Raw genomic sequence first — 23,916 nt, 5'->3', positions numbered from 1 at the left:
GAGTGAACGGAAAAGTTACGACGCATGTTCTTGATCTTGCTGGAGGCAAACCGGTTGTTGGCATAACCATAGAGCTATGGTATTTGGGTGAGGAGAGTGCGGAAGCCGCAAAGCAGCCTAGGCTCATTGGTTCTTATCAGACCAATGAAGATGGACGCGTTGATGAGCCATTGCTTCTGGGTGAAAATATTCAGTGCGGAACCTATGAGATCGTTTTTGCAGCAGGAGAATTTTTTCGGCGATCGGAACATTTGTCAGCGATAGAAGAGAGCATATTTGATGAAATTCCGATTAGGTTCCGCATTCGCGATAAAAACTCGCATTATCACGTTCCATTATTAGTTGCTCCTGGCGGCTACAGCACCTATCGTGGAAGCTAGCCCATTCTGCGTTCATGTATACAAACTATCAGGATAGTGTATGAATATACCGAAAGGGGATTTGACGATGGCGTTAATGAATGAAAAAACTGCAGCTATGACAACGTTATTGTCGCAGCTGCCTAAGGTTGATTTGCATGTGCATTTGGATGGGAGTGTAAAGCCGGAGACCATTAGAGAGCTTGCTATCGAGCAAGGAAATCCTTTACAAATAGACTCGGAAAAGGAGCTTCTGTCTCATATGCAGGTTGGAGAAACTTGCGAGAGCTTAAAGGAGTATTTAGACAGGTTTGGTTTTGTCTTGCCATACTTGCAAACGGGATCAGCGTTAGAGAGAGTTGCTTATGAGCTTGTTGAGCAGGCTGCAATCGATAAGGTAAGCTATATTGAGGTTCGCTTTGCTCCTCAGCTGCATCGCACACAAGGCTTAAGCATTCAGGATGTCATCCAGCATGTGATAATTGGCTTAAAGCGCGGTGAGCAAGCATTTGGCACGGTAGCTAGAGCCATCATTATTTGTATGAGGCATCATTCCTATGCGCTTAATAAGGACGTTGTTGAAGAAGCAGCGCGATTTTATCATAAAGGAGTCGTTGCCGTCGATTTGGCTGGTGACGAGGCAGGATTTCCCGCCAAGTTGTTCATTCAGCTCTTTGAAGAAGCACAGCAGCTAGGGCTGCCGATTACGATCCACGCGGGAGAAGCGGCAGGTGCGGAAAACGTCCGAGTCGCTGTCACGGGCTTAGGTGCTGTACGTATCGGCCACGGCATTCGGATGCAGGAAGACCCGGAGGTCGTTGCTCTCGTGAGGGAACGACAAATACCTTTGGAGATGTGCCCGCTCAGCAACATCCAGACAAAAGCTGTTCCAAACTGGGACGCGTATCCGATCCGCCGTTATTTGGAGGATGGGATCATTGTTACAGTAAATACAGACAACCGAACGGTTTCGAATACGACGATTCAGAAGGAATATGAGCAGCTGGCTGAGCATTGCGGCTTAACGATGAATGATATCGCCAAAATCGTGCTAAACGGCGCAAAGGCTGCTTTCTTAGAGGAAGCAGAGAAACAATTATTGATTGCTAAGCTGGAAAATGAATGGGCAGCAAAAGGATTTAAGGTTTAACAAAATATAAGATAAAAGGCTTCACGTCGGATATTGACGTGGAGCCTTTGTTTTTGCTCCTAAATCCTTGAATTTATTGAAAATGTTTCATCTGAGCATTGACAGATAGACATTACTCCCAATCGCAACCATTTTCTGCTATATCCTGTGCACCTTGGGCTTTGTAATCCCTTACATCATGAACTAAGATGGAAAAAGTTATTAATTGTGTTTCGGGAGGGATTCACATTAGTCCAGTTAAACGATATTTACTATGGGCAAAACCTTATTGGTGGTCGATAGGACTTATCATTTTGTTAGGTATGGTTCAATTCGTTGCACCTCTATCAACACCCATCTACACGCAAATTTTGCTCGACGATGTACTTGCAGGCAAAGGGAACTGGGGGCTTTATCAAATTGTAGGCATCATGGCTATTATTTTATTTTTTGGTGTTATTGTCAGCTTTTTAAGAAATTATTTCTCAGCGATGCTTGGCAATCGGATGATGAAGGATCTTCGCGAGCAGCTGTATCATCATCTGCAAAAGATGCCTGTCAGCTTCTATGATCAAAGGCAAGTGGGAGGAATATCCTCTAGAGTCATTCATGACATCGGAGGGGCTCAAAACTTGATTGGCGGGGGCATCATTAACCTTGTTCTCGATTTGTTTATGGTGCTTTTTGCGGGGTTTCTGTTATTTCGGATGAATGTGTACTTAGCATCGCTTTCACTTATTATTTTGCCTTTTTATTACTTGTCATTTACGAACATGAATGTGCATATTCGGCTTGCATGGCGTTCCGTTCATCGGCAGATGGAGCGGATCTCAGGCACTCTCGTCGAGCGTATGGCGGGAATACGGATCGTGCAAGCATTCAACGGCGAAAGACAGGAGAGGGCCCGGTTTGGCAAGCAGACAAAGCAGCATTATAACCATACGGTGTACGCTCATTTATTCTCAAATGTGCTTGGCAGGCTTAGTGAATCGTTTGCCCATATTGGCGGCATTATCATTTGGCTCGGCGGAGGCAGCTTAGTGCTTGCCGGTAAAATGACAGCAGGTGAAATCATCGCTTTTCAATTGCTGCTGGGCAATCTTTATGGACCGATACAGCGATTCGCAGATGTTAATGTCACCATTCAAAATTCGATTACAAATATCGAACGAGTGTTTGAAATGCTGGATGAGAAACCTTCGATTAAGGAGTCAGAGGATGCGCTTCCTATGCCAACGTGTGAGGGGCATGTCGTTTTCGTTAATGTTACCTATAACTATAAGACACGAAATGTAATACCTGCACAAACCGTTAACGGTACTGAAGACACGGATATCATCGAACGTGAGAAGGCGACGAAACGGTTTTATTGGAAACCAACGAATGTACATCCATTCCCGCCGGAAGTTACAATTGAAGAAAGACAGGGCATAAAGGACATTACGTTTGAAGCGCGCTCCGGCGAAGTGATTGCGCTTGTGGGGCCAAGCGGCGCAGGCAAATCGACGTTAATCAACCTTATTCCGCGATTTTATGAGCCTGTAGAGGGTACGGTGTTTATTGACGGCGTCGATGTGCGTGAATACAATCTGGATGATTTGCGAAAGCATATTGCATTGGTTTTACAGGAAAACATTCTTTTCTCGGGCACGATCAGGGATAATCTGGTTTATGGTCGACCCGATGCTACGGATGACGAGGTTGTCGCAGCTGCCAAAGCAGCAAATGCCCATGATTTCATTATCGCGTTTAAGGACGGTTATGAAGCTGTCATTGGCGAACGAGGCATGCGATTGTCGGGCGGACAAAAGCAAAGGCTGGCCATTGCGAGAGCGATTTTGAAGGATCCAAAAATATTAATTTTGGACGAAGCGACATCTGCTCTTGATTCCGAATCGGAAGCTATGGTGACAGAAGCGCTTGAACGCCTCATGGTTGGAAGGACAACATTTGTCATTGCGCATCGTTTAGCTACTGTTGTTCGCGCCAATCAGATATTGGTTATCGATGATGGAGAAATTGTACAAAGAGGAAGCCATCGCACGCTGCTTCGGGAAGGCGGGCTTTATCGCAAATTGTATGAACAGCAATTGAAGGCAATGAAGCCTGAAGAGATGACAGGACTGGCGCAATAAAGAACATAAGAAGAGGCTGCCTTTCAAGGTCTAGATCTACATTGACCTTGAGGGACAGCCTTTTTTGTTACGAGGCATTTATTGTACTCATTCGAGGTTTGAAAGCAATTGGCTCAGAGCAGCCTAAATTATTTCAAAAGCCATAGCGAAGGAACATTGGAAGGTTCCCAGCCTACAAGCGAGGTATGAGATTGACGACACTCGTATGTGGAGCCATTGTACGAAACAAGTGTACCTGTTGTGTATGCTGTATTGGCTGCCCAAGGTGCAGCCGAGGAAGCGGCAGCGGTTGTTCCAGTAACCGTGCTTGCAGCGGAAACATTGCCGGCAGCATCGATCGCTTGAACATTAAATGTATAAGCTGTGCTTGCGCTAAGTCCTGTAACCGTGTAAAAAGTTGCAGTGCCGGCTACTGTTGTAACTAACGTTGTTCCGTTATAAATGCGGTAACCTGATACCCCTACATTATCAGTCGATGGATTCCACATAAGCATTATGCTGCTGGATGTTGGCGCACCCATTACATGAAGGGCGYCTGGTGCAGTTGGCGCTTGTGTATCATTGCCGACTGGAGCGTTTGTTGTAACTGACAGCGAGTTGCTTGCACTCGATTCATTGCCAGCATTGTCGATTGCTTTGACGCTGAATGTATAAGCTGTATTCGCAGCTAATCCCGTTACATTGTAAGCAAGAGTTGTTCCGGAAACGGAACCAGTTAAAGTGCTGCCGTTATATATCCGGTATCCGGTAACGCTTACATTGTCCGTCGAAGCATTCCATGCCAAGGACACGCTGTTCGTTGTTTTCGCTGTAGTCGTTAAAGCGGAAGGTGCTGTAGGTGCTTGCGTATCAACAGGGTTGCTGCCGCTGAAGTTTGCATCAATGACATTGTAGAAAGCGTTCGGTGTGTCAGCGACTTCCCAAACCGCCAAAATGATATGATATCCGCTGCGTTCAGGTACGTTGCAGCTGTTCGAATAGGAGAATGGAGGCTGCGTGCCGCCATAATTTACAGAACAGAATGGCGTTAAATCAAAGGAGTCCCGAGTTAGTGCAGCATTTGGATTCCAATTTGGTTTCGTTATATAGTATTTCCAGCTAGCTGTTGCATGATTAGCAGTCAGCTTCCAAGTAAATGTATTTGGACCGGAAGACATATTCACTTTCGACCAGCGAGTAGCGGATTGCTCATCAAGTTTAGGGAAAGCGCCATTAGCGCTAGCTATTTTACCGTCAGCAGGACCTGCTGCGGGGAAACCCTTAGGTGCTTCAAGGCTTTGAGGCTCATAAACGATTGGACCACAATCAGTATTTTGACCAGATTTACAAAGTGCAGCACGGCTGGCAGGCCCTTCAACATAACCATGTGCAAAAAGCTGTTGTGAGAACAGCGTCAATCCTAGAGCAGTAATAAGCAGAATGCCAATGTAAGTACGAAGATGTTTTACCTTAAAATGTGATGAACGAATAGTTGACAATGCAGTAGCCTCCTTCAAATTTGGGGAAGATGGAATTGCCGTCACGTCTAAGAGCTGGAATGACCAACGCTTATTCGTTTCGTGTTGCATTTGAGCAAACGTGCGGGAACAAACCTCCTGTTCATAGAGATTGTATATATAAACTCTGAAGAGTTCATATCCAGTTTAGTTTGTGTATTCTGCGCTGTTCAAAAGGGCAATTGGCTCTAGATTGATGAATGGCTAAATCATTTTAGGAGGTCATTACGAGTGTTTAGGGGGGACAAATGTATAATGTCTTTGTCGCTGAACTCAGTGTACTACATTTTCGCGACAATTATGAGTGTATTTTGGAGCATTTAATCAAACTTTTGATTGAATATCACAAATAAAGGATTAAAACGATTATAAAATGACGCTTATGCCGCATGGATAAAGGCTTTTTCGTTGAATGGTGTAAGGTATTATTATCATTTTTACATTGATTTTGGAAGAAATTCTAGGACTTTGGATAGGAGAAAAATCTCTTTTTACTGAAAAACCCAGCAAAGACAGCCAAATTGCAAAAAAAGTGATTTAACTATGAATACGATTGAAACAGCTTACATATAGAAAAGCATAAAAAAGGCGAACTTTCATTCCTAATAGAATGGAAATTCGCCTTTATCACTTTAGATATATTTTAAAATATCAGTAGATTATTTCATTGCAGCAGCTGCGCTGTAAACTACAGGGAAGTGCTCGCCTGATAAAATATCTCCCTCATTAACCGTTACATAAGGCACCATGGGATGATTGCTTGTTGGCGAATAAATGGTGTGGCCAGGCATGTAATGAACAGCGATTGCTCTACGTTTAAGCTCGGAACGGTTGTGCGGGCTGCCATGCCAAGTGAGGCTGTGATGGTAGCCGACCTGCCCTTTCTTAATCTCGAACGGTACAGCTTCAACGACTGCGCCTTCAGGCAGTAATTCGGGTTTGCGGTGAAAAGGCATAAAGTCAGGCGTACTTGCGAGATATTTCTGATGATCGCCCCATCTATGACTGCCGGGTACCATCCACATGCAGCCGTTTTCGATGACTGCATCGTCAAGGGCAACCCATGCACTGACGAGGTCAGCTGGCTGAATAACCGGCCACAACGGATGATCCTGATGCCATGGCGTCGGTCCTCCCGTTACTGGTGGTTTATACTGGATCTGATCATGCCAGACACGAAGGGTATCGGTTTTGCATAATTGTGCGATCTCTTCGCAAATAACAGAATGTCCGGCATGCTGCAAATAAGCATCGCTAGCCATCCATATATTTACGATTTGGACTACCTTTTCACTGACGCTCATCTTCATGCCCTTGTATAAGGAGTCAGCCTCTTCCTCACGCATATTGTGGTTAAGAATGGGTTTCTTGACCGCTTTTCCTTCCATAACCAAATCTAGTTCCTCGCGTAAACGTTCAACCTCAGCATCGTTTAAGACCACATCGCCTTTCAAAAAACCATTTTTCTCGAATTCAGCTAACTGTGCAGCATTCAACATACTCTTGCACCTCTCCTCAAGCTTGATTATGATTGTTGATAACCTAATCATAATGAAAGCGTGAAGCATTGTATTTTCCTAAATCAATGAATCATTTGTGTTTTTCTTATAATGTGGAGAAAAGGAGCGCATATGTCTACTATCGAGCTTGAGAAAATAGCACCAACAGTCAACTTCGCCGTTAGACAAACGGCGGAAGCAGGGGAGAATTGGGGAGTTCGAGTCATTCCCGACTGCCAAATCATGAACGTCATTACGGGCTGTGCCGAGCTATATATCAATAATCAGACCTATACGATCGGACCTGGAGAATGCGTGTACTACGGTCCTGATTGTCAGTCCTATTTGAAAGCAACGGAGAAAACGGACTTTTACAGCATTCATTTCAGTTGGCAGCATGATTCTCCAGAGCCTGTGCATCCTGGACTTGGCATTCGGTTTTTCAATTCATGGCCGCCACAGGGTGTTTCTAACAATCCGGTACTTGTGTGCGGGACGGCAAGCCAGCTTCTTATGCCCACATTGTTTGAAGTGCCTGGGCTGGAAGCGATATGGACGCGTATGGTTAAGGAGTATAAAGGGGAGCAGCCGGGGTATACCATGGCACTGCGTGCCTTAATGATCCAAGCAATCACGGTTATGTATCGCCATATGCTGGAAGGCAGTTTGTCGGCTAATGCCAATCATAAAATAGAACCTGCTATTCAAGCGATGCAGCTGCAGCCCGATTACAACTGGTCGGTAGCGGAGCTTGCTGCATTATGCGGTTATCATCCTATCCATTTCTCTAAATTGTTCAAGGAAGAAGCGGGTCTTACACCGAAGCATTTTATGATTAGAGAACGGATTAAGAGGGCGAAGCAGGCTCTTCTTCTAGGGGAGAAGATGGAGTCGCTTTCGATAAGGCTCGGATTCAAAAGCATACATTATTTCAGCCATCAATTTAAGGAAGTAACGGGGCTTACGCCGTCGCAATTTCGCATGCTTGGACAAACGAAGAAAACAATTAATGATAAGAAGCAAGAATGAGGTATCGAAATCATCGTATAGTTGCTATACTAGTTGGACATTTGTTTATAGGTATAATTTGAAGGTGGAGATAGAATGGTAGACACGAATAGTCGTGCACAAGAGTTATTCACTGCCTACTACGGCAATTATTTTCAGATGCATCGCGCGGGAGAGTTAGAGGAGTACAAGTCCTACGAGATTGCAAAAGAAACGGAAACGGCATGGTACGATGTTATGATTGCCAAAAACGCCAGTGAGCTGTCCATTAGAAACTGGGACGCTGTTCTTGAGCTGCTGTCGATCGCCAAAAACAATCCAGATCCAATAATAGTAGATCATGTTATGGCTTTCGCTAATCGTCACGTCAAGTCCTCCGATAGTATCGTAAAGCTGATGTATGCTGAAAGTATGATCGAAATAATTAAACTACTTAGAAGTAAAGCGAGTACCGAGCTGCTTCATCAAGCGTATAAATCAGCCGCTCAGCTTCTGGATGACGTTATGTCGAGTGCGTTGATCATCGATCCGGGTCATGATTTAAAATCGTTAAACCTAAAGGACAAAAAGTCCTTGAATCATAGAGCAGCAATAAATATTGAGATAATAAAAGAAATGCTTGCTGAGGATCAACAAGCTTAATTTTGGAGGTAGATATGAATAAGACTAACAGGCTTGCTGCCATCGGAATGATCATATTGCTTTTGTTTGCATTAGCGGTATGGAATTCTTACTCGAATGTAACAGGAGCACAGGTGAAAGTGATTGAGGTTCATGAAACAGCCATTAAAATTCAGGACTTGAGCGGACAGCAAGACATGATTCAAATTCCTAAAGGCATCTATAAACTAATTGAAGTGGATCATGATTATTATATTAAATATGAACATCGAAAATGGGAAAGACCTACACTCATTTCCATTGAGCCATAATAAATCTAAAGGGATTGCTCGGCGCGAGTCAGCAAATCCTTTTTTTTATTTACCCATTAATTATGCGATACCTGCGTAAAATTTTGTTGCTTCCACCTCATCGTTATGTCAGGATTTAAGTAGACCTATCAATATTACCCAGTACGCCACATAAAAAGAGAGAGGGTTATTTTATGGATGAGAGGGTAGCGAGAATTAGAGAGGAAGAGAAAAAATATCACGAAGCCTGCTATGATGATTATAAATTGTTTGAGGAAGGCTCGTGGCTGCATAAGCCTGTGCTGACGGTTATGAATAACCTAGACTTACTTGATCAATCAGGCCCACTATCTGTCCTTGATTTAGGCTGCGGAGTAGGTAGAAATAGCATACCGATAGCGAAGGTTTTGCAAGAACTTCATATTCAGGGACAAGTGGTATGCGTGGATCTCTTGGAGTCAGCCCTGCTTAAGCTAATGAGTTATGGCGAGCAATTTGGAGTGCATCATTTACTAAAGCCGGTTGCAAGCGATATAGGCAATTTTACAATTTCAGAGAAAGAATATGATTATATTGTAGCAGTATCCTCCCTGGAACATGTGAATACTGAAGCGATGCTGCGTCATACACTGCATCGTATGACTGCGGGTACAAAAGATAATGGAATCAATTGTATCATCATAAACACCAATATTCGCGAAACAGATATACGAAGCGGCAAAAGTCTAGAAGTTCTTATTGAAGTAAATATGGAAACACAATCGATGGAGCATTTGTTAAGCAAAGCATATACGAGCTGGGAAGTCATTGACCACCACGTTAAACAGCTGGAATTTGCAATCGTTAGAAATGAAAGGGATATTTTGCTGAGCAGTGATTGCATCACTTTTGTCGTCCGAAAGATAGGATAAATTGTACGTTGACAACAAAATTGAGGGGGTTGAGCATATGAATCTTAAACCGATGAAGTCCATCTACACGGGTCTTCTGGCAAGCTTTGTATTTGTTTTGAATGCCGTTATTCAATTTATAAACATTTATTTGAATGATGGTCCTGAAGCTCTAGGATTCTTTTTCTTTCTTGTAACATTTGTAATGATTGTTTTTTTTATAGTATACGTCGTGGATGTATTCAACAAAAACTACCAAATTATCCATGCCAAAATGGTTAGCAAGCATAAAAATATTATTTATGTTTTAAACGAAAACGGCAAAGTGAAACGAATTAGAATCATCTACCCTGAAATTTTAAATGAGTTAGTTCCTGGGCAGCAGCTCGAAATCACATTGTCATCGACTCTCTCGATGCCGCTTCATATTGTTACAGTTGGCAAATCTAATGAAGGGCATTTACATAACCATTTTGTGAAGTGTTTCCAACATATCGCGTGGGCGAATGCTCAAGTTATTATGGCGCTCAAATTGAGTGACCTTCCAATGGAGAAGTCATTAAGCTTGCTTAGTCATGTCCTTGCTGCCGAGAAGGTATGGCTAACCCGTATTAATGGAGAAGATAGTGCGGGGATGGCGATTTGGCCGACGCACACCTTAGAGCAATGTGAACGTTTCGCTGAGCAAAATAAAGCGGACTATGAAGTTTTGTTCTCCAAGCTGGTTGAATCGGACTATCGGAATGAAAGTAATTACTCAGACAGTAAAGGAAATCCGTTTACTACAAAAATAAGCGATATCCTTACGCAGGTTGTTTTGCATGGCAGCTACCACCGCGGACAAATCGCTTTATTGCTTAGGCAAGCTGGAGCAGAACCGATACTTACAGATTATATTATCTATGAGCGACAGGCAGCTTTAATAGAAAAAAGTATGCCAATTTCGAAATAGAAGTTGAATATGACGAAGCGAATCGTTAGTATAGAACAATGATATGACAATGATGTCGAGGTGACAGTCATGATTATATGGATTAATGGCGCGTTTGGCGCTGGGAAGACACAAACTGCGTATGAACTGCATAAAAGAGCGGAACATTCATTTGTATACGATCCAGAGAATGTTGGTTATTTTATTCGTAAAAATACGCCGCCTTCAACTCATACGAGTGATTTTCAACAAAATCCGATGTGGCGTGACTTTAATTATGCGATGCTGAAGCATCTCGATGAAACCTATGATGGCATCATAATCGTACCGATGACAGTCGTTAATCCGCAATATTTTGAGGAGATCATTGGTCGCTTACGGGGAGATGGAGTGGAAATTATTCACTATGCTCTGTGTGCAACAGAAGAGACTTTAATGAAACGACTTCGGGGCAGAGGCGAGCGGAAAAACTCTTGGCCGATACAGCAAATAAAGAGATGTGTGGCAGCTCTTTCGGATGAAAGGTTTGGTCACCATCTGCAAACGGATCATTCGTCCATCATGGATAATGTGGAGCATATTGCTGCGCTTTCGAATATTCAATTGCTGCCGGACCAAAGAAGCTCGTTAAAAAAATCGTTTGACCGCGTGATCACGCAGATGAAGCACATTCGATTTTAAGAAAAAGAACTTAGGAAACTGGGAGGAACATCATGTCTAACTTAATGAACAACAAGGTAATCGTAATTATGGGTGTAGCCAATGAACGCAGCATAGCATGGGGAGTAGCTAAATCACTGCACAATCAAGGTGCTAAGCTGGTTTTCACTTACCGTAAGGAAAGATCATTGGAAAAACTCAAAAAACTGCTCGAGCAGCATCAAATAGAAGCGTTGGAAACCGTTTCCTGCGATGTGCTTGATGACAATAGTGTTATTGAGGCATTTAAGCAATTGGAGCAGAAGGTTGGCGTTATTCATGGCGTAGTTCATTCCGTCGCGTTTGCTGAGAAGGATGAGCTGCAAGGGGAATATGTAGACACAACAAGAGAAGGTTATCTGCTTGCGCAAAACTCCAGCTCCTACTCGTTAGTTGCCGTTGCGCGTGAAGCGAAGAAGCTTATGACCGAAGGCGGAAGCATCGTTACGCAAACGTATATCGGCGCAGAACGTGTGGTAAAAAACTATAATGTTATGGGCGTTGCGAAAGCCGCGCTTGAAGCCAGTGTAATGTACTTAGCTGAGGATTTGGGTAAATATGGCATTCGTGTTAACGCGGTATCTGCTGGTCCAATTCGGACGCTTGCTGCAAAAGGCGTTTCAGGCTTTAATGACATTATGTCCACGATCGAAGAAAGAGCGCCGCTTCGTCGCAATATAGATCAGGATGAAGTTGGAGATGCAACGATGTTTTTGCTTAGCCAGTTGTCGAGAGGCATTACAGGGGAAGTTCTTCACGTGGATGCCGGTTATCACATTCTTGCTTTGTAATTCGTTCAAATAAAAAATGGCTCAGATCTCATAACGAGGTCTGAGCTTTTTTTATGGATGTTTTAACCTATACGGTAGAGTCGATTCGAAGTTTAGGTAGATTTGTCTTTTGCAATTCACTTTATTTTGATTGAATAGCGGCTTTGATTTGAAGATTGACAGCTTTTACATCTATAGAAGGTAGTGTTTTATCTTCAAGCTTATACTTTTCTTTTAAGCTTAAAATGCGATAAACGCTTTTATCCAGCATATCCCTTGAAATAACGCCGTCGCGTGCATTTTTTTTGAGCGATTGGAGGACGGATAGCTGCGTTTTGTAATCATGTCCGATGAGGATGATATCACTTCCAGCCAAAATCGAGGTGACTGCAGCTTTCCCAACATCAAAATGCTCCGTTATGCCGCCCATCGTCATATCATCAGTCATAACGACTCCTTCATAACCGAGTTCCTCGCGCAATAATTTCGAAATCATCTTTTTGGAAAGGGAAGCAGGGTAGTCTTTATCGATCTTCGGAATTAACAAATGAGCAATCATAATCGCATCGGTATCCTGCTGGATCGCTTCGACGAATGGAAGCAGCTCAAATGCCTTCAGCTCTGCCAAGGATTTATTCACGACAGGCAGATCGAGGTGAGAATCTACTGAAGTATCGCCGTGTCCTGGAAAATGCTTGACGACTGCAGCCACTTGCTTAGATTGAATGGCTTTCATCGTTTCCAGGCCATGTGTAATGACTACTTCTGCGCTCGACCCATAGGATCGATTGCCGATGACAGGATTTTTTGGGTTGCTGTTAATATCTAATACAGGCGCAAAATCCATGTTAAATCCGATGGAGCGAACTTCTTCACCAAGCGCTTGTCCAATTTGAAATGTGTAATCGGTATTGCCAGCTTTACCAACCTCAGCGGGGGGAGGAAGCTTAATGTACTCTTCGGGCATACGATTCACTTTCCCGCCCTCTTGATCGACACTTAGCCATAGAGGTGTTAGGTTTTTTTGATTGGTTTCTTTTAGCTGATTAAGCAGTTTTAATATTTGTGCTGCATCGTTCATATTGTCCTTATACAAAATAAATCCGCCAACCCGGTATTTTTCAATTAGCTCTTTTGCCTGCTTATCCATTGAAGTACCTTCAAGACCTACGATGACCATTTGGCCGATTTTCTCATCTAAAGTCATGTTGGCGATTTTTTGTTTGAGCGGATCATTTTGTTCCGCTGGCTTGTCAGTCGATTTGTCAGTCGGTTTCGGGCTAGGCATAATCGTTGGCTGGTCACTTGGACTTATTGTTGGTGATGGAGATGTTGAAGTGTTACCCGTACTGCAACTTGAACAAATGATTAAAAGGGTTAGTAGTGTAACTGCTTTTTTTATCATCATAAATTCCTCCCTCGTTGCATGATCACCTTTATTGGCACGACTTATGCCTGCTGACAATTTGAATATTCATCATTTTCCCATCATAAGCTGTATAGGTTATGAAAGCTACTACACTTATTTTAAAGTCGAGGAGGACTATGATGGAGGATCATCCTCAAGATCCAAATAGCGGCTCAGTTATCCCTCAGCCCATTCGAGCAAGTGATGGAACGGGAAATATAGACCAAGGTCCGCGTGATATTATGCGTGATATTGAAAACCCGAACATGCTCGTCCCTCCCGTTACCGATTCGGGTTTGCTTCCTAATTTGAAATTTTCATTCTCGGATACACATATGCAATTAAACAAAGGCGGCTGGTCACGCGAGGTAACCGTTCGAGACTTACCGATCGCAACAACTCTCGCGGCAGTCAATATGAGTCTCACAGCAGGCGGCGTTCGGGAGATGCACTGGCATCAGCAAGCCGAATGGGCTTATATGCTGTTTGGTAAAGCACGAATTACTTCAGTTGATCAAGCTGGACGCAATATGATCGCTGACATCGGTGAAGGAGATCTTTGGTATTTTCCGGCTGGCATCCCTCATTCCATTCAAGGGCTTGAGGGCGGCTGCGAATTTTTGCTTGTTTTTGATGATGGCACCTTCTCTGATCTGAATACATTATCCATATCCGATTGGTTTGCACATACCCCAAAAGATGTGTTGTCTGCAAATTTTGGCGTTCCCGAAAGTGCTTTTCAACATATTCCTTCCGATCAGGTTTATATTTATCAGGATGAGGTGCCAGGGTCGATTGAAAGCCAAAAGGTGCAATCACCATATGGGGAGGTTCCATCTCCTTTTACACATCGCTTGTTGGCGCAACCACCACTTAAAACTCCTGGCGGAAGTGTGCGGATTGTGGATTCCTCAAACTTTCCCATCTCGAAAACGATTGCTGCTGCTCTCGTAGAGATACTGCCGGGAGGAATGCGAGAGCTTCACTGGCATCCAAACAACGATGAGTGGCAATATTATCTTGCTGGACAGGGTCGTATGACCGTGTTTGCTGGAAACGGTGTCGCTCGAACCTTTGATTATCGTGCAGGTGACGTTGGATACGTACCATTTGCTTATGGACATTATATCCAAAATACGGGCAGCCAATCACTTTGGTTTTTGGAGATGTTCAAAAGTGATCGCTTTGTTGATGTGTCATTGAACCAGTGGATGGCGCTAACTCCGTGTGAACTGGTTGAAAGTAATTTGCATGTCGGTCCGGAGCTGATAGATGCCCTGCGCAAAGAGAAATGGCCTGTTGTAAAATATCCAAACTTCTCCTATAAACCGAAGTAAGCAGATATGATGATAATGAAGATTTTCTAAAAAGTGATTTCATGCTTTTTGGGAAATCTTCTTAATTTTGTGGACAGGTTCTCTTCTAAAACAGCAATGTGGTAAAGTATAGCTATGCTGATAGATAGGAATAGTACAAATTTTATATAAGAACACGAACATAGGAGAACGATGATGCTGAAATATAATATTTGTTTTATTAAACGCGCTAATGAAATATTGTTGCTTAATCGAGAGAAATCCAGCTGGATGGGCTGCTGGAATGGGATTGGCGGCAAGCTCGAAGCGCAGGAGTCTCCTAGGGAAGCAATGATTAGAGAGCTTGAAGAAGAAACGGGTATTCGTCATTACGATTTGCATTTTAAAGGATTAGTTACCTGGTCTGGCGATAATTTTGATTTTGGCGGCATGTATGCGTATATAGCAGAAGTGCCGGCTTCCTTTGAATATGCGACACCTAAGAAAACAGATGAAGGGATTTTGGATTGGAAAACATTCGAATGGATTATGGATAAAAACAATGTCGGCATCGTGTCCAATATTCCAACCACACTGCCTATGATGCTGAATGAAGCCCATAGTTACGATCATCATTGCGTCTATAAAAACGAGAATTTAATCGATATTAAACATAAACAGATTTCTTCCAGCATCGAATCAGATACTTCTAGTAGAGAGCTATATTTAAGCGGTTACGCGATTAAACAAGAATCGCATAGATAATGAATGTACAGTAGAGAGGATGAGTCGATTGATTAAAGCGTTGGTCTTTGATTTTGACGGTCTTATTATTGATACGGAAACGCCATCCTATTATGCTTTTCGTCAAGTTTATGAGGAGTATGGAGTAGAGCTGCCTGTGACGCTGTATGCCAAATGTGTAGGGACGTCGCTGGATCAATTTAACCCTTATACTTATATTGCCGATTGTGTAACTGAAACGATAGATTTAGCAGCTGTTAAAGCAAAATTCAAAGAAGTCTATGCAGAGCTCCTTAAGTCAGCTGATCTTCGCCCAGGCGTGATTGACTACTTGAATGAGGCGAAGCGCATGAATCTCAAAGTTGGTCTTGCATCCAGCTCTCAGCTTTCTTGGATAAAGCCATATTTGGTTAAACATCAATTGGATCATTATTTTGACAAATTCAGTACGGCTGATGAGGTCGAACGGGTCAAACCTAATCCGGAGCTGTATTTACTGGCGCTGCAGAAGCTAGGAGTTGAAGCGAGTGAAGCGATTTCATTCGAGGATTCTCTAAATGGCTTTTTGGCAGCTAAAGCAGCAGGATTACATACAGTGATCGTTCCAAACGAGCTGACGAAAGATTTTGCTTTCATGGATTATGATTTACTCATTCCTTCAATGGCAGATCGAAGCTTGTCTGAGCTTATTGAAACGATAGAATTAAAGAAAACACGTACAGTGGAGAAGCGTTAAGTAATAAAACCATCAAGATTGCGCAGCATTGTTGATTTACATAGAGGATTAGGTTATTTTTCATATAGAGAATATTCATACTTACAACATACAGAATTGAGGAATGAAAATTGAAATTTAGACCTTGTATCGATTTGCATGACGGTAAAGTGAAACAAATCGTCGGTGAAACGTTGAATGCCGAAATTATAGAGAACTTTGTATCCAAACAAGATTCTGCTTATTATGCAGAACTGTTCRAGAAAGACGCGCTTACGGGCGGTCACGTGATTATGCTCGGCGGCGGAAACGAGGAAGCGGCAGTTCGGGCTCTTGCGGCATATCCCGGCGGTTTGCAAATTGGCGGTGGTATTACTGCGGATAACGCTGCCTATTATTTGGAGAAGGGCGCATCGCATATTATTGTAACCTCATATATTTTTAAAGATGGTCAGCTGAATGAGGATCATCTTGCGAAGATCGTCGCTGAAGTGGGGAAAGACCGTTTAGTAATCGATCTAAGCTGCAAGGAGAAGGACGGGCAATGGTTTGTTGTGACGAATCAATGGAAGCAATTCAGCGAGTTCGTTGTTAACCAACAAAACATTTCATTCCTTGAGCAATATTGCAATGAGTTTCTTGTTCATGCTGTTGATGTGGAAGGCAAGCAGAGCGGCATTCAGCAAAGTCTCGTTCGTTCGTTAGCTGATTGGGTAACGATTCCGACAACCTATGCCGGCGGGGCAAGGTCGATTGCGGATATGGATCAATTTAATGATCTTTCAAATGGCAAGCTGGATATTACAATCGGCAGTGCGCTTGATATTTTTGGCGGGCAGTTATCCTATGAGGAAGTTGTTGCCTACAGTAACAAGGCTTAGAGAGAAAACAGCAACGAAGCTGGCTAACTGAGACTTCGTTTCCTAGGTGGTGTTAAGGATGGATGTGGAAGAATATTATTGCAGGTTAAGAAACACTTTTCCAGCAAACCCAGAACGCGAGCCTATTTTTTTATCCATGGAACGGATCTGCGACATATTGTCTTGTACACGCAGAAATGTACAAATACTTTTGACAAAAATGATGGAAAAGAGCTATATCGAATGGTTGCCCGGTCGTGGCCGCGGCAATCTCTCGCAAATCGTATTTCTTGTTTCATACCGTGATATCGTACTCGGCAAAGCGAAGGGGCTAGTCGAGAAAGGGAAGATCAACGAGGCTTGGAGCATGCTTGAGATGCTTCAGGATCCAGCTGTGAAATCCGAAATTATGACATGGTTGTCTGAATTATTTGGTGTGAAGCGGGATATGGAGGAGAAGGATGTACTGAGGTTTCCCTTTTATCGTCCTCTCTTGCGCTTAGATCCTGCTTTCGTCTGTCGCCGCATGGAAACGCATTGGATAGAGCAGGTTTTTAATACATTGGTCAGATATTCAAATCAGGATGGTAAATTCCACCCTCAGCTTGCTCATTACTGGGAAAGCAATGTTATGAAAACGAGCTGGACGTTTTTTTTGCGCAAGGGCGTTCGTTTTCACAATGATAAGATAATGACCTCGAGAGACGTCGCATTTACTTTTCAAAGACTGCTCACAAGCTCGCCTGCGGAGTGGTTAACGTCCAAGATTAAGGAAATAAAAGAAACGAGCAAATACAGCATTACCTTTGAGCTAAACGAGCCTAACGCGCTGTTTCTTCATTTCCTTTGTACGGAACGTTATTCCATTGTACCTGAAATGCTCGATGGTACTGGTTCTGATGAGCAGTTTGCCGTCATGCCTATTGGGACTGGACCGTTCAAGATTACCAAAAACAATGAGTCTATGCTCGTTGCAGAAGCCAATGAGTTTTATTTGGAAGGTTGTCCTCATCTGGATCGCATTGAAATGTGGGTGTGGCCAAACTATGAGGAAAATCAAGAGCAGCTCCAGTCAGACGGTGAAGATCAACTGGTTTATTTTGAAGCGCAAATCAAGGAGAGTTTAAGACCAGCGCTGGCCCAATTGGAGAAAGGCAGCACTTTTATTACTATCAATACAGCGAAAAAAGGCATCACGCAGCAAATGAAGTTCCGCCAGGCTTTGCACTACGGAATAGATCGGCAGCAAATGATCCACGAATTAGGCGGGATTAGGCACCAGCCTTCAACCGGCTTTAATTTAGAGGATACGGATAAGGCTTTCTATAACGATTATGATACACAACTAGCGGCAACATTGCTTGAAGAGTCAGGATATAAGGGCGAGACCATTACGTTATATACTTATGAAATGCCTGCGAATGATCAAACTTCGAAATGGCTGCAAAGGGTATACAAGCATTTAGGCATTTCACTGGAAATCGTAAAGCTTTCGCTCGAAGAGCTTGCTAATCCCGAAATCATAATGAAAGCGGATATGATCCTTAGTGGGGAAGTACTCGGAGAACAGCCCGATATTTCGCTTATTGAGATGTATATGTCAAAGAACAGTTTTATTACGAACCATCTAGGCCTGGTTGACAAGATGAATATCAATCAACAAATTTCGAACTGTTTGCGGTATGAGAATTCAGATATTAGAATGGGTTATTTAATAAGCATACAAGAGGAGCTCAAACGAAATTTCAGCTTATTGTTCTTATATCATAGCCTGCAGATTGTAGGACATCATCAAACGCTGCAAGGAATTTCGTTAAACGCTTGGGGTAAAATCGATTATAAAAACGTTTGGTTAAGAAATACGTGATGAATAGATCGATTTTATTTGGATTTGCGAGGTGAGGTTATGAATGAGCAGGAGCTCATCGACAACATTGTCAAAGGTATAGACACACTTCATGGCAGCAGTCGAATTTCAAAAATAAATAAAGGTTATATATACAATTGGATTGGAAGCGGGACAAGAGCTTGCTAAGATGCATAAGTGGCATGCTCCTGCTTCAGTTTTGTCATGGCATGATCGTAAGCTTGCGAAGCATAATAGCTATATTACATGAATTTCTGAAGGCCGGGATGTTCAGCAGTGAAATCAGCATTCCATTTACGATGGGTACGATTAAAGGATATCATGGAGATCAAGAGCCTGATGAGAAGTTCTGGACCTTATATTGTCTTTATCTTGCGATGACGATTATCTCCTCAATCGTTTGGATATTGAAGGTGCGGCCAGTAGAGCTGCCTATTATGGCAGAGAAGCTGGAGCGAGTGTTAGAGGATCATCATTATTTTGACAGCATAGTTCCACGATGGTATTTGGAGGTTCAAGAATATGAGACCGGATCATTATAAGCTTATGTACGAATTTGTAAAATGGGCAGGCGGACATTCGCATATTACTGGAATTGCGTTGGTTGGGCCTTGTGCGGACGATGAGAGTGAAGAGGATTCGAATTTAAGCTTTCTTCTCGTTACCGATAAGAAGCAAAAAACAGTAGATGCCATTTTATATCAGTTCCAATACGAGGCTATAGAGCAAGCGACGAAAGAGGAATATGCTTTGCTAACCTCTCTAAAAATAGAGTATGCAAGTGGAATCGAAGCTGACTTTGGTGTTGCAGATACCGAGTGGCTGCATAGACCTTTGGAGCAGGGATTGGGTGACTTGTTAGTGCAAGGCTTCAAAGTCATTTGGGAACAAGAAGAAATGTTCGATGATATTTTAAGAGCGATTGCTAGACATGCTGTTGAACTAGAGAATGGGGCTCTTTAATATAAAGCAGGCTGTATCTAATGGTCAAGAACCTTTAGATTCAGCCTGCTTTTGTATTAAGAACGAAATGTGAAAGAGACTAGCTCAGCTGTTAGTACATATTTGGTTTCTAAGGCAGTTGTCGTAATGGTCAAAAAGTTAGCGTTAAATGCCATCAACTGGCCTTCTTCATTTCCTGTTGAGGTCGTTATATAAATAATGCTGCCAATATGGCGCTTGAGTAAACTATAAATAGCAGTACCTGGAAGAATCTGATTTCCATTTGAAATAATAGACATCGCAAGCCTACTCTCCTTAGAATCTTGTTTATGAAACTGCTGGATTCTCGTGGACATAAATAATGTTTGCATAAAAGATTCGCAGCTCGTAAAGAAAACGATCTTGATCGAAGGAAACGAGTATAAAGTCGTTACCAACCTGATCGAGTCTTCCGATTACAGCAAGCTGACCAAAGCCATTCGTCATGACAAACACTTCTTTGCCGAGTAAAGCGATCAAATCGCCCGAAAGCGTTGTTGACATGAGCACAAACCTCTTCTCATAGGGAGTTATGAAATTGTTTCAATGTTCGTGATGAAGGAAAACGGGATAAACATCAAAGTGCCTGCGACCGTGTTTAATTGGACTAATGTTGATTGTACGCTGATTACTGTTCCTGTGAACCCGGTCGGCTGTCCCGGTGTCATGACATTAATGAGAGTACCAACAATAAGGTAGCCGTTAAGCAATGTAATGAGCTCAGTAAAGTCAAACCCGCTTGACGGTCCCGGGGGACCCTGAACGCCTTGAAGACCTTGAAGACCTTGAGGACCTTGAGGACCTTGAAGACCCTGAAGGCCCTGCGGTCCTAAAGGACCGGGGACGCCTTGTGGTCCTTGAATGCCTTGAGGACCAACAGCTCCAGCCGCTCCTTGTGCTCCTGCTGCGCCTTGAGGACCTGTAAGACCGGTTGGACCGGCAGGGCCTTGCAAACCTCTTTGCCCACTTGGACATCCCTTTTTCTGTACTTTAAGGTGGCAGCGATCGCTCTTTCTTTTTTTGTGTTTCCGCACAACTTTAGGTTTACATTCCGTATTGCTCAGACTGCCATTGCTATGATGTAAGTGCAGCTTGCCATGAATAACGACATTTCTCTTTTTACTCACTATTTTTTTCCGTTTCTTGCTCACAGTCTGAAGCTGCACTGTGGGTGATTTTGCAGAAGCTATCAAAATATAATCCCTCCTATAAAGCTATTGCTCCTATATATGTATTTCTTTTTGCCAGAAAAGGGACTAGTGATTACCCCAATTATGCTAGTGAAGAGGATAGATAGGCTTATTTTCATAGTTTTCAAAAATGATTTGAATGGTAAAAGGAATTATAAAAACAATCTACCCTATAATCAACTTAAGATGTATAATCATGGGAATCAATAAGCTAAGGAGAGAGGAATAGTTATGATACATTATCAGAACGATAAAAATTTGTCCGCGCAAGACTTGTCGCAAGTATTTGCGGGCTCTGGGATTAAAAGACCCTATCAAGATTTAGAACGCTTGCAAAAAATGATCGATCATGCAGATATCATTATTAGTGCATGGGACGGCAATAAACTGGTCGGAATAGCGCGGGCGATTACAGACTATTCCTATTGCTGCTATCTGTCTGATTTGGCAATTGATCACGACTACCAAAGATTAGGCATCGGCAAGGAGCTGGTAGAGCGACTTAGGCAAACACTTGGTGCGGAAGTTTCGCTTGTCTTGTTGTCTGCGCCTTCAGCTGTCGACTATTACCCGAGAATTGGATTTGCTTCTACGGATAAAGGCTTTGTTATAGCAAGAGAACGTTAAGTCTAATTAGAAACGTAGAGAGGGGAGAGTCTGTGATCGAGTCGAAAATTGCTAGTAATCAAGATGTTCAAATTCATTACTTAGATTCAAAACCAGATGCAGATCAAAAATTAACCCCATTAATCATATGCCCAGGGTTATCGGAAACAGCTGAAGAATATGAGGATTTATTGTTATATTTATTGCCTCGAAGAGCAATCGTTCTCTCGTTCCGCGGGCGAGGGCAAAGCGATACGCCGTTTAATCATTACGATCTAAAAGATCACATAGCAGATCTTTCAGCTGTTGTTGAAGCTGCAGCCGTGGATCGCTTTCATCTGATGGGATACTCTCGGGGTGTATCTTATGCGCTTGGTTATGCTCAAACGAACGAGCATAACTTAGAATCACTTATTTTAGAAGATTATCCTGCAGAGCATAAACAAATGTCGGCTGAATGGCGTCACGATTACATTTTTAATTATTTGAAGCCGATGAAGCGGGAAGAGAAAATAAGAGAACAAGCGGTTATCGGCATTGAGCGGGACTCTTCACAACTGCAGCTGGATGTGAAGCTTAAGCTGCCTGTTCTTGTTATGAGAGGGATGCTAGAGGGATCTTTGCTTAGCGATGCGGAACTAATTCATTACAAGCAGCTGTTCAGCAATATAACAGTTAAAGAGTTCTTTGAGTCCGCTCATAATATTCGCGGTACCGAAAAGGAAGAGCTCTATCAAACAATCGAGCAGTTTATCAAGCATCGTTAGAAAAAGTAGGACGTTTGGGGTTCAACTTGAAAACCCAGTTGACAATGAAAATGATAATTGTTATCATTAGGTGACTTTTGAGGTGAAATTATTTTTACTTCACAGCCATATATCGTCTTACAGGGGGAACTATCGTGATTAACCGCAACAAGAGATTTGTACTTGTATTTATGAGTTTGATTGTCCTATCCATTTGTCTAGCAGCTTGCGGAGGTAATAAAACAAATAATACACCTGCTGCTACAGTGGCTCCAACAGATGTGCCAGCAGAAAGAAAACTAACAGATGCATTAGGTAACGAGGTTACCATTCCAGCTAATCCTCAGCGCGTCATCGCTTCTTATTTAGAAGATCACTTGGTAGCTATAGGCATTAAGCCAGTTGCTCAGTGGTCCGTTCCTAACGGTATTCAAGATTACTTGCATGATTCGCTTGCTGATGTTCCAACTATACCGTATGATCTCCCATTCGAAGCCGTAACAAGCTTTGAACCAGACCTAATTCTTATGGCATATGATGCGAATGTGGAAGGCGATAAATTTGCGCAATACTCAAAAATTGCTCCAACCTTCACCATTGGCGATAAATTGATTGCTGACTGGCGTGCTACTTTGCTGAAAGTCGGAGAGGTTTTTGGAAAGAGTGCAGAAGCGCAAAAAGCTTTGGATGAGTATGATGCAAAAGCGAAAGCTGCTAAAGAAAAACTGCAAAGCGCAATCCCGGGTGAATCAGCTGCAGCTCTTTGGTTTGTACAAGGCAACTTTTATATCGTAAGTGAAAAGCTATCGAGCGGTGATCTTCTTTACAATCAATTAGGTTTGACTGTTCCAGAGGTTGTAAAAGAAGTTTCTGCAACAGGAACGGGCAACTGGAACGCCATTTCGCTAGAAAAACTAGCAGAACTTGATGCTGACCATTTGTTCCTCGTTAACAGCGGCACAGATGCGGATTCCCAAGCATTAAGCGATCCAATCTGGAAAAACATCCCTGCTGTGAAAAACGGTAAAATTTATGAGTACCCAAGCACATCAAGCTGGTTGTACGCAGGTACGATTGCTTACTCACAAGTCATTGATGATGTATTGGAAAGCATTGTGAAATAATAGCAGTAGAGTTGAACAAAGGGCTGTACCTCCGTGCGAATTGTGCATTGGGGTACAGTCCTTTTCTCTGTGGCAAGCCTTCCGTACCTTTTGAAATCCATGTATAATCATGGAAGATAGGACACTGGACAAGGAGTTGTATAATGATGAATTTTCATATGAAATCAACCGTACCGATTCTTCGCATTTTTGACGAAGCGAAAGCACGAGACTTTTATTTCGATTTTTTGGAATTTAAATACGATTGGGAGCATCGTTTTGAGCCAGACTTGCCGCTCTATATGCAAATCTCTAATGGCGATTGTGTCATCCATTTATCGGAGCATTATGGCGATAGTACGCCTGGTTCAGCAATCCGCATTGAAGTCGACAATGCCAAGGCGCTTCAAGAGCATTTGTTAGCCAAAAAATATAATTTCGCTAGACCTGGCTTTGATGAAGAATGGAATCAAGTGAGCATTACAGATCCATTTGGCAATCGTCTGCACTTTTATTCTGCTAAGCCTAAGGAAATTAGTTAAATACGGTTGAATAAGAAACATGTGAAGGGGCT

The 23,916-nt window shown here is 42.7% G+C and carries 27 protein-coding genes; 21 read left to right on the top strand and 6 right to left on the bottom strand.

Going from position 1 to position 23,916, the window contains the following annotated elements:
- Positions 1 to 2 precede the first annotated feature (2 nt).
- The 3 genes from uraH (at position 3) to AB4Z45_RS02695 (ending at position 3,623) form a co-directional block, all read left to right on the top strand.
- Positions 3 to 380, top strand: coding sequence for a hydroxyisourate hydrolase (gene uraH, locus AB4Z45_RS02705; RefSeq protein ID WP_441907772.1), 378 nt, complete (start codon positions 3 to 5; stop codon positions 378 to 380).
- A gap of 67 nt (positions 381 to 447) precedes the next feature.
- Positions 448 to 1,509, top strand: coding sequence for an adenosine deaminase (gene add / locus AB4Z45_RS02700; RefSeq protein WP_441907771.1), 1,062 nt, complete (start codon positions 448 to 450; stop codon positions 1,507 to 1,509).
- A gap of 188 nt (positions 1,510 to 1,697) precedes the next feature.
- Positions 1,698 to 3,623, top strand: a complete 1,926-nt coding sequence (locus AB4Z45_RS02695; protein ID WP_441907770.1) for an ABC transporter ATP-binding protein — start codon at positions 1,698 to 1,700, stop codon at positions 3,621 to 3,623.
- A 128-nt stretch (positions 3,624 to 3,751) separates the two neighbouring features.
- On the opposite strand, the gene AB4Z45_RS02690 is transcribed toward AB4Z45_RS02695, so the two are convergent.
- Both AB4Z45_RS02690 and AB4Z45_RS02685 read right to left on the bottom strand, forming a co-directional pair.
- Complete coding sequence (locus tag AB4Z45_RS02690; RefSeq protein ID WP_441907769.1) at positions 3,752 to 5,101, bottom strand: lytic polysaccharide monooxygenase; 1,350 nt, start codon at positions 5,099 to 5,101, stop codon at positions 3,752 to 3,754.
- A gap of 677 nt (positions 5,102 to 5,778) precedes the next feature.
- Entirely contained in the window at positions 5,779 to 6,618 is an 840-nt protein-coding gene (locus AB4Z45_RS02685; protein ID WP_076269320.1) for a phytanoyl-CoA dioxygenase family protein, read from the bottom strand.
- Positions 6,619 to 6,750: 132 nt separating this feature from the next.
- Here AB4Z45_RS02685 and AB4Z45_RS02680 point away from each other — a divergent pair, with 132 nt between their 5' ends.
- The 7 genes from AB4Z45_RS02680 (at position 6,751) to fabI (ending at position 11,848) form a co-directional block, all read left to right on the top strand.
- Positions 6,751 to 7,647 carry an AraC family transcriptional regulator gene (locus tag AB4Z45_RS02680; protein WP_441907768.1) on the top strand — a complete coding sequence of 299 codons (897 nt, stop codon included), beginning with the start codon at positions 6,751 to 6,753 and terminating at the stop codon, positions 7,645 to 7,647.
- A gap of 75 nt (positions 7,648 to 7,722) precedes the next feature.
- Positions 7,723 to 8,268 carry a hypothetical protein gene (locus AB4Z45_RS02675; protein ID WP_441907767.1) on the top strand — a complete coding sequence of 182 codons (546 nt, stop codon included), beginning with the start codon at positions 7,723 to 7,725 and terminating at the stop codon, positions 8,266 to 8,268.
- Positions 8,269 to 8,282: 14 nt separating this feature from the next.
- Positions 8,283 to 8,558, top strand: coding sequence for a hypothetical protein (locus AB4Z45_RS02670; protein WP_441907766.1), 276 nt, complete (start codon positions 8,283 to 8,285; stop codon positions 8,556 to 8,558).
- Between the two features lie 173 nt (positions 8,559 to 8,731).
- Positions 8,732 to 9,448, top strand: a complete 717-nt coding sequence (locus AB4Z45_RS02665; protein ID WP_441907765.1) for a class I SAM-dependent methyltransferase — start codon at positions 8,732 to 8,734, stop codon at positions 9,446 to 9,448.
- A 37-nt stretch (positions 9,449 to 9,485) separates the two neighbouring features.
- The gene (locus AB4Z45_RS02660) at positions 9,486 to 10,379 is read left to right on the top strand and encodes a DinB family protein (protein WP_441907764.1); all 894 of its coding nucleotides are present in this window, start codon (positions 9,486 to 9,488) and stop codon (positions 10,377 to 10,379) included.
- 69 nt (positions 10,380 to 10,448) lie between these two features.
- Positions 10,449 to 11,039 (top strand): AAA family ATPase, encoded by a 591-nt coding sequence (locus AB4Z45_RS02655; RefSeq protein WP_441907763.1) that lies wholly within the window; start codon positions 10,449 to 10,451, stop codon positions 11,037 to 11,039.
- Positions 11,040 to 11,071: 32 nt separating this feature from the next.
- A complete protein-coding gene (gene fabI, locus AB4Z45_RS02650; RefSeq protein WP_441907762.1) occupies positions 11,072 to 11,848 on the top strand; it encodes an enoyl-ACP reductase FabI in 777 nt (258 codons plus the stop codon).
- A 121-nt stretch (positions 11,849 to 11,969) separates the two neighbouring features.
- Here the strand turns inward: fabI and nagZ are convergent, their stop codons facing one another.
- On the bottom strand, positions 11,970 to 13,235 hold the full coding sequence (gene nagZ / locus AB4Z45_RS02645; protein ID WP_441907761.1) for a beta-N-acetylhexosaminidase: 1,266 nt from the start codon (positions 13,233 to 13,235) through the stop codon (positions 11,970 to 11,972).
- A 137-nt stretch (positions 13,236 to 13,372) separates the two neighbouring features.
- Here nagZ and AB4Z45_RS02640 point away from each other — a divergent pair, with 137 nt between their 5' ends.
- The 7 genes from AB4Z45_RS02640 to AB4Z45_RS02610 all read left to right on the top strand — a co-directional run bounded on the left by AB4Z45_RS02640 (position 13,373) and on the right by AB4Z45_RS02610 (position 19,679).
- Entirely contained in the window at positions 13,373 to 14,572 is a 1,200-nt protein-coding gene (locus AB4Z45_RS02640; RefSeq protein WP_441907760.1) for an oxalate decarboxylase family bicupin, read from the top strand.
- Between the two features lie 171 nt (positions 14,573 to 14,743).
- Positions 14,744 to 15,295: an NUDIX hydrolase gene (locus AB4Z45_RS02635; RefSeq protein ID WP_441907759.1), complete on the top strand. Its 552-nt coding sequence runs from the start codon at positions 14,744 to 14,746 to the stop codon at positions 15,293 to 15,295.
- A 28-nt stretch (positions 15,296 to 15,323) separates the two neighbouring features.
- Positions 15,324 to 16,010 carry an HAD family hydrolase gene (locus tag AB4Z45_RS02630; RefSeq protein WP_441907758.1) on the top strand — a complete coding sequence of 229 codons (687 nt, stop codon included), beginning with the start codon at positions 15,324 to 15,326 and terminating at the stop codon, positions 16,008 to 16,010.
- A gap of 110 nt (positions 16,011 to 16,120) precedes the next feature.
- Positions 16,121 to 16,870, top strand: coding sequence for a phosphoribosylformimino-5-aminoimidazole carboxamide ribotide isomerase (hisA, locus tag AB4Z45_RS02625; protein ID WP_441907757.1), 750 nt, complete (start codon positions 16,121 to 16,123; stop codon positions 16,868 to 16,870).
- A gap of 58 nt (positions 16,871 to 16,928) precedes the next feature.
- Complete coding sequence (locus AB4Z45_RS02620) at positions 16,929 to 18,716, top strand: ABC transporter substrate-binding protein (protein WP_441907756.1); 1,788 nt, start codon at positions 16,929 to 16,931, stop codon at positions 18,714 to 18,716.
- A 161-nt stretch (positions 18,717 to 18,877) separates the two neighbouring features.
- A complete protein-coding gene (locus AB4Z45_RS02615; RefSeq protein WP_441907755.1) occupies positions 18,878 to 19,258 on the top strand; it encodes a hypothetical protein in 381 nt (126 codons plus the stop codon).
- The gene (locus tag AB4Z45_RS02610) at positions 19,239 to 19,679 is read left to right on the top strand and encodes a hypothetical protein (RefSeq protein WP_441907754.1); all 441 of its coding nucleotides are present in this window, start codon (positions 19,239 to 19,241) and stop codon (positions 19,677 to 19,679) included. Before AB4Z45_RS02615 ends, AB4Z45_RS02610 begins: the two co-directional genes overlap by 20 nt.
- Before the next feature lie 56 nt (positions 19,680 to 19,735).
- Here the strand turns inward: AB4Z45_RS02610 and AB4Z45_RS02605 are convergent, their stop codons facing one another.
- Genes AB4Z45_RS02605 through AB4Z45_RS02595 form a run of 3 tightly spaced genes read right to left on the bottom strand, consistent with a single transcriptional unit; the run spans position 19,736 to position 20,890 of the window.
- Entirely contained in the window at positions 19,736 to 19,957 is a 222-nt protein-coding gene (locus AB4Z45_RS02605) for a DUF2642 domain-containing protein (RefSeq protein WP_076269334.1), read from the bottom strand.
- A 28-nt stretch (positions 19,958 to 19,985) separates the two neighbouring features.
- Positions 19,986 to 20,201 (bottom strand): hypothetical protein, encoded by a 216-nt coding sequence (locus tag AB4Z45_RS02600; protein ID WP_441907753.1) that lies wholly within the window; start codon positions 20,199 to 20,201, stop codon positions 19,986 to 19,988.
- A 26-nt stretch (positions 20,202 to 20,227) separates the two neighbouring features.
- Complete coding sequence (locus AB4Z45_RS02595) at positions 20,228 to 20,890, bottom strand: hypothetical protein (RefSeq protein ID WP_441907752.1); 663 nt, start codon at positions 20,888 to 20,890, stop codon at positions 20,228 to 20,230.
- Positions 20,891 to 21,118: 228 nt separating this feature from the next.
- On the opposite strand from AB4Z45_RS02595, the gene AB4Z45_RS02590 reads away from it, so the two are divergent.
- From AB4Z45_RS02590 to AB4Z45_RS02575, 4 genes are all read left to right on the top strand, one after another.
- On the top strand, positions 21,119 to 21,514 hold the full coding sequence (locus tag AB4Z45_RS02590) for a GNAT family N-acetyltransferase (RefSeq protein ID WP_441907751.1): 396 nt from the start codon (positions 21,119 to 21,121) through the stop codon (positions 21,512 to 21,514).
- 32 nt (positions 21,515 to 21,546) lie between these two features.
- Positions 21,547 to 22,260 (top strand): alpha/beta fold hydrolase, encoded by a 714-nt coding sequence (locus AB4Z45_RS02585; RefSeq protein WP_441907750.1) that lies wholly within the window; start codon positions 21,547 to 21,549, stop codon positions 22,258 to 22,260.
- Positions 22,261 to 22,394: 134 nt separating this feature from the next.
- Positions 22,395 to 23,363, top strand: a complete 969-nt coding sequence (locus tag AB4Z45_RS02580) for an ABC transporter substrate-binding protein (RefSeq protein ID WP_441907749.1) — start codon at positions 22,395 to 22,397, stop codon at positions 23,361 to 23,363.
- A gap of 146 nt (positions 23,364 to 23,509) precedes the next feature.
- Positions 23,510 to 23,884, top strand: a complete 375-nt coding sequence (locus tag AB4Z45_RS02575) for a glyoxalase superfamily protein (protein WP_441907858.1) — start codon at positions 23,510 to 23,512, stop codon at positions 23,882 to 23,884.
- Positions 23,885 to 23,916 lie beyond the last annotated feature (32 nt).

Source organism: Paenibacillus sp. MCAF9, from assembly GCF_052114265.1.
GTDB lineage: Bacteria > Bacillota > Bacilli > Paenibacillales > Paenibacillaceae > Pristimantibacillus.
The sequence above is the reverse complement of the archived record's forward strand: the minus strand, read 5'-3'. Positions and strand labels throughout refer to the sequence as shown.

Coding starts and splice junctions, on each gene's coding strand:
- add (WP_441907771.1), top strand. CDS start 448: ATGGCGTTAATGAATGAAAAAACTGCAGCTATGACAACGTTATTGTCG.
- AB4Z45_RS02695 (WP_441907770.1), top strand. CDS start 1,698: ATGGAAAAAGTTATTAATTGTGTTTCGGGAGGGATTCACATTAGTCCA.
- AB4Z45_RS02685 (WP_076269320.1), bottom strand. CDS start 6,618: ATGTTGAATGCTGCACAGTTAGCTGAATTCGAGAAAAATGGTTTTTTG.
- AB4Z45_RS02680 (WP_441907768.1), top strand. CDS start 6,751: ATGTCTACTATCGAGCTTGAGAAAATAGCACCAACAGTCAACTTCGCC.
- AB4Z45_RS02675 (WP_441907767.1), top strand. CDS start 7,723: ATGGTAGACACGAATAGTCGTGCACAAGAGTTATTCACTGCCTACTAC.
- AB4Z45_RS02670 (WP_441907766.1), top strand. CDS start 8,283: ATGAATAAGACTAACAGGCTTGCTGCCATCGGAATGATCATATTGCTT.
- AB4Z45_RS02665 (WP_441907765.1), top strand. CDS start 8,732: ATGGATGAGAGGGTAGCGAGAATTAGAGAGGAAGAGAAAAAATATCAC.
- AB4Z45_RS02660 (WP_441907764.1), top strand. CDS start 9,486: ATGAATCTTAAACCGATGAAGTCCATCTACACGGGTCTTCTGGCAAGC.
- AB4Z45_RS02655 (WP_441907763.1), top strand. CDS start 10,449: ATGATTATATGGATTAATGGCGCGTTTGGCGCTGGGAAGACACAAACT.
- fabI (WP_441907762.1), top strand. CDS start 11,072: ATGTCTAACTTAATGAACAACAAGGTAATCGTAATTATGGGTGTAGCC.
- nagZ (WP_441907761.1), bottom strand. CDS start 13,235: ATGATGATAAAAAAAGCAGTTACACTACTAACCCTTTTAATCATTTGT.
- AB4Z45_RS02640 (WP_441907760.1), top strand. CDS start 13,373: ATGATGGAGGATCATCCTCAAGATCCAAATAGCGGCTCAGTTATCCCT.
- AB4Z45_RS02635 (WP_441907759.1), top strand. CDS start 14,744: ATGATGCTGAAATATAATATTTGTTTTATTAAACGCGCTAATGAAATA.
- AB4Z45_RS02620 (WP_441907756.1), top strand. CDS start 16,929: ATGGATGTGGAAGAATATTATTGCAGGTTAAGAAACACTTTTCCAGCA.
- AB4Z45_RS02610 (WP_441907754.1), top strand. CDS start 19,239: ATGAGACCGGATCATTATAAGCTTATGTACGAATTTGTAAAATGGGCA.
- AB4Z45_RS02605 (WP_076269334.1), bottom strand. CDS start 19,957: ATGTCTATTATTTCAAATGGAAATCAGATTCTTCCAGGTACTGCTATT.
- AB4Z45_RS02600 (WP_441907753.1), bottom strand. CDS start 20,201: ATGTCAACAACGCTTTCGGGCGATTTGATCGCTTTACTCGGCAAAGAA.
- AB4Z45_RS02590 (WP_441907751.1), top strand. CDS start 21,119: ATGATACATTATCAGAACGATAAAAATTTGTCCGCGCAAGACTTGTCG.
- AB4Z45_RS02575 (WP_441907858.1), top strand. CDS start 23,510: ATGAATTTTCATATGAAATCAACCGTACCGATTCTTCGCATTTTTGAC.